General features: G+C 69.5%; 3 protein-coding genes. 2 read left to right on the forward strand and 1 reads right to left on the reverse strand.

From position 1 onward, the window contains the following. Both RMO85_RS14595 and RMO85_RS14600 read left to right on the forward strand, forming a co-directional pair. On the forward strand, positions 1-214 hold a 214-nt coding region (locus RMO85_RS14595; protein ID WP_310529451.1), incomplete at its 5' end, for a type II toxin-antitoxin system VapB family antitoxin. Further along, positions 211-597, forward strand: a complete 387-nt coding sequence (locus RMO85_RS14600; protein WP_310529452.1) for a type II toxin-antitoxin system VapC family toxin — start codon at positions 211-213, stop codon at positions 595-597. The genes RMO85_RS14595 and RMO85_RS14600, both read left to right, overlap by 4 nt. Before the next feature lie 184 nt (positions 598-781). Here the strand turns inward: RMO85_RS14600 and RMO85_RS14605 are convergent. Then, on the reverse strand, positions 782-2212 hold a 1431-nt coding region (locus tag RMO85_RS14605; RefSeq protein WP_310529453.1), incomplete at its 5' end, for a methyltransferase.

The raw sequence follows: 2212 nt of genomic DNA on the forward strand, positions 1-2212 counted from the left end.
GCACGCGGCTGCCGCAGAGCTCGCCCGCAAACGAGGGGTCTCCCTGACCGAGGCCGTCCGCCAGGCGGTGGACGAGGCACTGCGACACGATCGCAACAACGACGACGACTACGTCGCCCGAGGGCTACGACTGGCTCGAGAGATCCGCGAAGCCAGCAGTGAGCCGTTGCTCACCGACGCGGACCTGTATGACGAACGTGGTCTTCCTCGATGATCATCGACAGCTCGGCGATTGTCGCGATCATCCAGGCAGAACCCGAGGCGGAACCCTTCCTTGGTGCGATGCGCTCCGCCGATCGACTCGCGATGGGAGCACCACTGGCCCTCGAGACGTCGATGGTGCTCACCCCTCGCCCGCTCACCGGGCTGAAGGACTTCCTGTGGCAACAAGGTGTGCACCTGGTGCCCTTCTCCGCCGAACATCTGGAGGTCGCACACGCGGCCTTCCTCCGCTACGGCAAGCACCACGGCTCGGCGGCGAAGCTCAACTTCGGCGACTGCATGTCCTATGCGCTGGCCAAGGTTCGTGGGGAGCCGTTGCTCTTCAAGGGCGACGACTTCACCCACACCGACATCGAGGCGGCCTGGCTGCCGTAGGTCGCGGTCATGACCTCGCGCGTCATGGTGCTCGCGCGCGAACGGTTCGACAGGTGGTCTCCGGCGTCGAGGGCGAGTGGGACGGCGACGTGATCGTCATCGAGTTCCCCGACAACTAGTCCGCCGGGGGTGGTACGAATCGACGGACGGGCTGGCCGCGATGCTCGCGTCTGCGACCTGAGACTCAGGTCGTGGACAGGAAGCCTTCGTCGACCAGCTCGCGGACGACCGGGAGGTAGGTCGCACGGAGCTCGACGGGGTCGGCCTCGGTGATCTCGGCGACCGCGTCGAGGAGCTGGCCCACTGACAGGTCGCCGTCGCTGGCGCCGATCAGGGCCGCCTCGACGGTGTCGACCTGGCGAGCGCGCCGGAAGCCACGCTGCTGCCGGACGATGATCGTGGCCGGGTCCTCGACCCCGGGGGGACCTTGCGTCTCCTGGAGCACGTCGGAGCGCGCGACAAGGTGGGACGTCAGGTCGACGTCGCACCGGGTGGCGGCGAAGTGATCGGCGATGGCCGGCCCGATCGGCTGCTCGACGTCGAAGCGCCACTCCTCGAGCCGGTGCTGGCCGGAGCCACCCGCCTGCAGGTTGATCCAGCCGAAGCCCACTCCAACGATTCCCTGGTCGTCGAACCACGACAGCCAGGTGTCGTAGCGGTGCGGGTAGTCGGGAGTGCCGTGCACGCCTTCGTCCTTGAGCCACATCTCGACGTACTCACTCGGGTCGATGACCTCGCGCTGGATCACCAGCGCGTCGCAGTCGTCGGTCAGCCACGACGCGAGTCGCTCGTCCCAGTCAGTGCCGCGGACGATCGACCAGTTGGCCAGGATCTGGCACAGCCCGCGCTCGGTCAGGTGCGCGGGAGCCGCCCGGACGATGTCCTCCACGACGCGGTCGCCGGGCAGGCCGGAGTCGCGGTAGACGAGCCGCTCGCCGGTCGCCGGACTGATCACGAACGGCGGGTTGGTCGCGATCAGGTCGAACCTCTCGCCCGCCACGGGTTCGAAGAACGAGCCGTCGCGGACCTCGACCTCGACCTCGTTGAGCACGGCGTTGAAGCGGGTCATCCACAGCGCTCGCCGGTTGACGTCGGTCGCGACCACCTGGGCCGCATGGGTCGTCAGGTGCAGCGCCTGTACCCCGCAGCCCGTGCCCAGGTCCAGCGCGCGGGCGACGTCGTCGCGGACCGTCAGCTGCGCCAGGCTCGTCGAGGCGCTGGAGATCCCGAGCACGTGATCGGCACCGACCCGGGTCGGCGCACCGTCGAGGCCGGGCGTCAGGTCGGAGACGACCCACAGGTCGACGTCGTCGCTGGAGTAGGGGCGGCAGTCCATCCGGGCCGCGACCTCGCCGACGCTCTGCTCCAGCAGGCCGGCGTTGCAGAGGCGGTCGACCAGGCCGGGCAGCGCGCGGGCGGCTTCCTGGCGGGTGGTCGGCGTCTGGAGCAGGAAGAGCCGGGTCAGCGTGCTCAGCGCGGAGCGGTCAGCCGTACGGCGTACGCCCGGAGTGGTCTCGTTGCGGTTGAGCGCCCGGTGCGCCTGCGGACCCAGCGTGTCGGCCACCGCGTCGTAGGTGAAGTCGGCGGCGACCAGCGCGGCTCGCAGCTCGGTGGC

The sequence above is a fragment of the Nocardioides sp. genome, from assembly GCF_031422975.1.
In the GTDB taxonomy this organism is placed as follows: Bacteria; Actinomycetota; Actinomycetes; order Propionibacteriales; family Nocardioidaceae; genus Nocardioides.

Bases quoted from the DNA above. Each gene is read 5' to 3' on its own strand.
- RMO85_RS14600 (WP_310529452.1), top strand. From the start codon at position 211: ATGATCATCGACAGCTCGGCGATTGTCGCGATCATCCAGGCAGAACCC.